4 protein-coding genes and 1 tRNA gene are annotated in these 4694 nt (G+C 49.8%); all 5 read left to right on the top strand.

The annotated features are described in order from the left end of the window. Positions 1-168: 168 nt before the first annotated feature. The 5 genes from NFR61_RS10980 to NFR61_RS10960 all read left to right on the top strand — a co-directional run bounded on the left by NFR61_RS10980 (position 169) and on the right by NFR61_RS10960 (position 4693). The gene (locus tag NFR61_RS10980; RefSeq protein WP_251624081.1) at positions 169-1368 is read left to right on the top strand and encodes a BACON domain-containing protein; all 1200 of its coding nucleotides are present in this window, start codon (positions 169-171) and stop codon (positions 1366-1368) included. A gap of 105 nt (positions 1369-1473) precedes the next feature. Further along, complete coding sequence (locus tag NFR61_RS10975; protein ID WP_251624079.1) at positions 1474-2661, top strand: aminotransferase-like domain-containing protein; 1188 nt, start codon at positions 1474-1476, stop codon at positions 2659-2661. Between the two features lie 4 nt (positions 2662-2665). Further along, positions 2666-3412, top strand: a complete 747-nt coding sequence (gene truA, locus NFR61_RS10970; protein ID WP_251624077.1) for a tRNA pseudouridine(38-40) synthase TruA — start codon at positions 2666-2668, stop codon at positions 3410-3412. After that, on the top strand, positions 3393-4565 hold the full coding sequence (locus NFR61_RS10965) for a lipoprotein N-acyltransferase Lnb domain-containing protein (RefSeq protein ID WP_251624070.1): 1173 nt from the start codon (positions 3393-3395) through the stop codon (positions 4563-4565). The genes truA and NFR61_RS10965 overlap by 20 nt, the downstream gene beginning before the upstream one ends. A gap of 55 nt (positions 4566-4620) precedes the next feature. Then, a tRNA-Phe gene (locus tag NFR61_RS10960) sits at positions 4621-4693 on the top strand. Position 4694 lies beyond the last annotated feature (1 nt).

Here is a 4694-nt window from a genome sequence, read left to right as displayed (position 1 = left end):
GCCATTTTAAACGAACCCTTTTTTTGGTCGTGTATTTCGTTTAAAAACAAGCAGTTACAAGAACCCCTATTTTTTGGATATTTTCCGAAACTTGGTAAGAATAAGCACGATAGAAGATTGAAAAAAAACATCAAAATTTTTAAATTAAACAACTAATTAACAATCAAGATGAAACGACTTTTTTATTTAGCACTGGTTACATTAGGCTTTAACGCCTTGACCGCGTGCAGTGACGATGACAAAGACGAAAAAGAGAACCCAAACGAAAAACTCGAAATCAGCCAAGAGCAACTGACCCAATCCGCTTTTGCCGACGAAACGGAACGGACTATCTCCTTCACAGCGGCGGAAACCTGGAGCACGGAAATAAATTACAAGAGTGCAGAAGCCGAAGAGGAGCAGAACTGGATAACCCTCTCTCCCGCCGCAGGTGAAGCCGGTAATATTACATTGACCATAACGTTTGAAGTGAACTATTCGGGCATAACCCGCCAGGCGGTGATTATTATCCGCTGCGGAGGCTCGGAAACCACTATCAGTGTTGAACAGGACGGTAAGACAGAGGACGGCAAAGTCCCCACCAAAGAGGAAGAACCGACGGTGCCCACCCCGAACAAAAAGCTGGTTGGCAAAATCGTCATGAATTCAGAGGACTATTCCGAGGAAGAGAAGGAAAACAGCGAAATGACCTTTGAATATGACGCCCAAAACCGCCTCGTTTCCATGACCGGCACAACTACGGGCGAAGAAACTTATGACATAAAAGATTCCTTCACCTATTCCGAAAATACAATTACTTACTCATCCGTTTGGAAAATAGACGGATATACAACCGAAGAAACCGGCATCTATACCTTAAACCAGGACGGGAATGTCGAAACCTGGAAACAAGAAGAGGACGGCGAAGTCACCGAAGGCAAAATCACATACGATGCAAACGGCTACTTCCTTTCCTCTGAAATATGGGACGCCGAATCCCAGCCCAAATACAAAGAACAGGCAGAATGGCAGGACGGCAATCTGGTCAAAGTCATCGGTTCCGGAGAAGATAATTTCAGTACAATAGAATACGGCGAACTGCCAAACAATGCCAATCTGGATTTCACCTACCTGTTCGCCCAGACCGAATGGATGACTTGCCTTGCATTCGACGGCTCCGGACTCAAACCGTTCGGTTATTTCGGGAAACGCAGCGCCAATTTGCCCGTCAAAGAGAGCGACCCGGAAGAAAGTTATTACTACTTGTACCAGTACAAAAGCGACAGCGAGGGGAATGTTGTCAAAGTAACCATAACCGGCTACGACACGACAAGCAATGAGGTTGAAAGCGTCACCGTGTATACCATTTCTTACATCGACGCACAGTAATCTCCCCCCGTTCAAACCAAAAAGCCTCCAAAGTTCTCCGCAGCATTGGGGGCTTTTTTTATTTAATTGTCTAATTTTACGGCCGCTAATTCAAATATAATTCCTATGGCTTTGAATCTTGCCAAACGCATGGCTTCCCTGAAAGCGTCGGAGATTCGGGAAATCCTGAAGGTGACGGAACAGGACGGCGTTATTTCCTTTGCCGGAGGACTGCCCGCCCCCGAACTTTTCCCCATCCGGGAGATTGAAGATACGACCCGGATTGTCCTTGAAAAAATGGGTAGCAAGGCCCTCCAGTATACAACAACGGAAGGATACGCCCCCCTACGGGAATGGATTGCCCAACGGATGAACAGCCGCCTGGGGACGCACTTCGACAAGGATAATATACTGATTACACACGGTTCGCAGCAAGGATTGGATTTGTCAGGAAAAGTATTCCTCGACGAAGGCGATGTGGTGCTGTGCGAAAGTCCGACCTACCTGGCTGCCCTCAATGCTTTCAAGGCTTACGGGTGCCGCTTTATCGAGATTCCGACCGACGAACACGGGATGCGCACGGATGTGCTGGAGGAGGTATTGCAAAAGACGCCCCGGGCAAAGTTGGTTTATGCCATTCCGACGTTTCAGAATCCGACGGGCAAGACGTGGAACCTGGAACGGCGCAAGCAACTGGCGGAGATTTCCGCCCGCTATAATGTGGCCGTCATTGAGGATAATCCTTACGAAGAACTGCGCTTTGAAGGTGAGGCCTACCCTTCGGTCAAGTCTTTCGACCGGACGGGCAATGTACTGTGTGCCGGAACGTTTTCAAAAATCTTCTGTCCCGGTTTCCGCATCGGCTGGATGGCAGGTGAAAAGGAGCTTATCAGGAAATATGTTTTGGTGAAACAGGGTACCGACCTGCAATGCAACACCATTGCCCAAATGACCATCGCCGAGTACCTGAAAAAATACGACATCGACGCGCATATCGGGCGAATTGTCAAGGTGTACAGACAACGGCGGGACGTTGCCGTTGCCTGCCTGGAAAAGTATTTCCCCGCAGAAGTCCGGTTCACGCGTCCGGAAGGCGGGTTGTTCACATGGCTCGAACTGCCCCCGTCCATTTCCGCCCGCGATATTCTGACGAAATGCCTCGAGCAAAAGATTGCTTTCGTGCCGGGCGGCTCTTTCTTCCCGAACGAACACAAAGAGAATACCCTGCGGCTTAACTATTCCAATATGCCGGAGGAACGAATCGAGCAAGGGCTCAAAATAATCGGCCAGATTGTTACACAAGCTATCCGCTAAGCACATGGCACGCTATTTTATGGAATTGGCATATAACGGCAAAAATTACCACGGCTGGCAAATCCAGCCGGGAGCCGTGACGATTCAGGAAACGCTGAATGAGGCGTTGAGCACCCTGTTGCGGGAAGAGATTCAGGTCACAGGTGCCGGACGCACGGATGCCGGCGTGCATGCTTCGTTCTACGTAGCCCATTTCGATACCCGGACACCCCTCACCGACCCGGCACAGACGGCTTATAAGCTGAACCGGATGACCGGCCCGGATATTGCCATCCGCCGAATCTATGCGGTAGCGCCGGACGCCCACGCCCGCTTTTCTGCCCTGTCCCGCACGTACCAATACTTTATCGACAAAGAGAAAGACCCGTTTACCTGCGACTATGCGTGGAAGGTGCACCCTCTCCCCGACATCGACAGGATGAACGAAGCGTGCCGCCTCTTGTTCGAGTACACAGATTTTACCAGTTTCTCCAAACTGCATACGGATGTGAAGACCAATAACTGCACGATTATGCAAGCCCAGTGGCAGGATACGGGCAGACAACTGGTCTTTACGATACAGGCCGACCGCTTTCTACGGAACATGGTGCGCGCCATCGTCGGCACTTTGGTTGAAATCGGACAAGGCAAGCTGACGCCGGCGGATTTCAGACGTATTATAGAATCCAGGAACCGTTGTAATGCAGGTTCCTCCGTTCCTGCCAAAGGATTGTTTTTATGCCATGTGGAATATGATAAGAAGATATTTTAATCCCGCGACGCTCCTGCTGCTCGCACTGTGCTGTTTCAGTCTTTCCGGCAAGGCACTGACCGTATCGGAAAACACCCGCATCAGCGTACTGACCTGCTCGCCGGGCAGCGAACTGTATTCACTGTTCGGTCACACGGCCATCCGACTCCAGCATCCGGAAACCGATGTAGATGTGGTTTTCAATTACGGGACATTCGATTTCCGTACCGAACATTTCTACCTGAAATATGCACAAGGATTACTTCCCTATCAGCTTAGCGTTACTTCGTACGAGCATTTCCTCCAAGCCTACATTTTCGACAACCGGAGCGTCCGCTCCCAGCTTCTTTTGCTGGATTCCGTGCAAAAACAGCAATTGGTCAATCTGCTTGCGGAGAACTGCCGCCCTGAAAACCGCACTTATCTGTACAATTTCCTATATGACAACTGCTCCACCCGGGTGCGGGATATTCTTGAGAAAGCGACCTCCCAAAAGATTCAATGGCATCTTCCGGACGAGGACAAAAGTTTCTGGAATCTGCTGGATGAATATTTGCGGCGCATGCCGTGGGTAAAATGGGGCATTCATACGATTTTAGCCCAGCCCGGCAACCGGACTGCCACTCCCTATCAATATATGTTCCTTCCCGATTACCTGGAGGAAGGGCTGGCTTCCGCCACGCTGAACGGCGCACCGCTGGTCAGCCCGACCGAAATGCTGTTTGAGGAAGAGCCCGTCACGCTCTCAAATCCGTGGTACCTCTCCCCGCTTTTTGTATTCTGGATCGCCGCGTTGCTCTTAATAGGCGTGTTGCACCGTTACCGTAACCGCTGCCTGTTATCGACCGTCGCGCTGCTTCTCTTTTCGGCTTCGGGACTTATAGGAATACTGCTGGTGTTCTTAGGCGGCTTTACCGAGCATCCGATGACTGCCCCCAATTACAACCTGGTATGGGCCAATCCGCTCAATTTACTTGTTTTACCATTGTTGTACCGCAGGCAATTGCCCCGTTTCGCAACAAAATATTTACAGGTATATACGTGGATTCTCGTCGCAGGCATTCCGCTCTGGTTCATCGTACAACCGTCCGTTCCCTACGCTTCGTTGCCTTTGTTACTCCTGATGATTTACGTCTCTTCGCGGGTAAGATTCCGTTCTCCGAATAAAAAATAAATGATTCATTTGGTAATATAGATATAATTCCTACATTTGCAGACGCAAAAACGATGGTGTCATAGCTCAGTCGGTAGAGCAAAGGACTGAAAATCCTTGTGTCCCTGGTTCGATTCCAGGTGATACCAC

Origin of the sequence: Odoribacter lunatus, from assembly GCF_943193135.1 — a bacterium.
Classification (GTDB): Bacteria; Bacteroidota; Bacteroidia; order Bacteroidales; family Marinifilaceae; genus Culturomica; species Culturomica lunata.
The sequence above is the reverse complement of the archived record's forward strand: the minus strand, read 5'-3'. Positions and strand labels throughout refer to the sequence as shown.

Excerpts from the sequence above, each read along its gene's own strand:
- NFR61_RS10980 (WP_251624081.1), top strand. The coding sequence starts at position 169 with ATGAAACGACTTTTTTATTTAGCACTGGTTACATTAGGCTTTAACGCC.
- NFR61_RS10975 (WP_251624079.1), top strand. The coding sequence starts at position 1,474 with ATGGCTTTGAATCTTGCCAAACGCATGGCTTCCCTGAAAGCGTCGGAG.
- truA (WP_251624077.1), top strand. The coding sequence starts at position 2,666 with ATGGCACGCTATTTTATGGAATTGGCATATAACGGCAAAAATTACCAC.
- NFR61_RS10965 (WP_251624070.1), top strand. The coding sequence starts at position 3,393 with ATGATAAGAAGATATTTTAATCCCGCGACGCTCCTGCTGCTCGCACTG.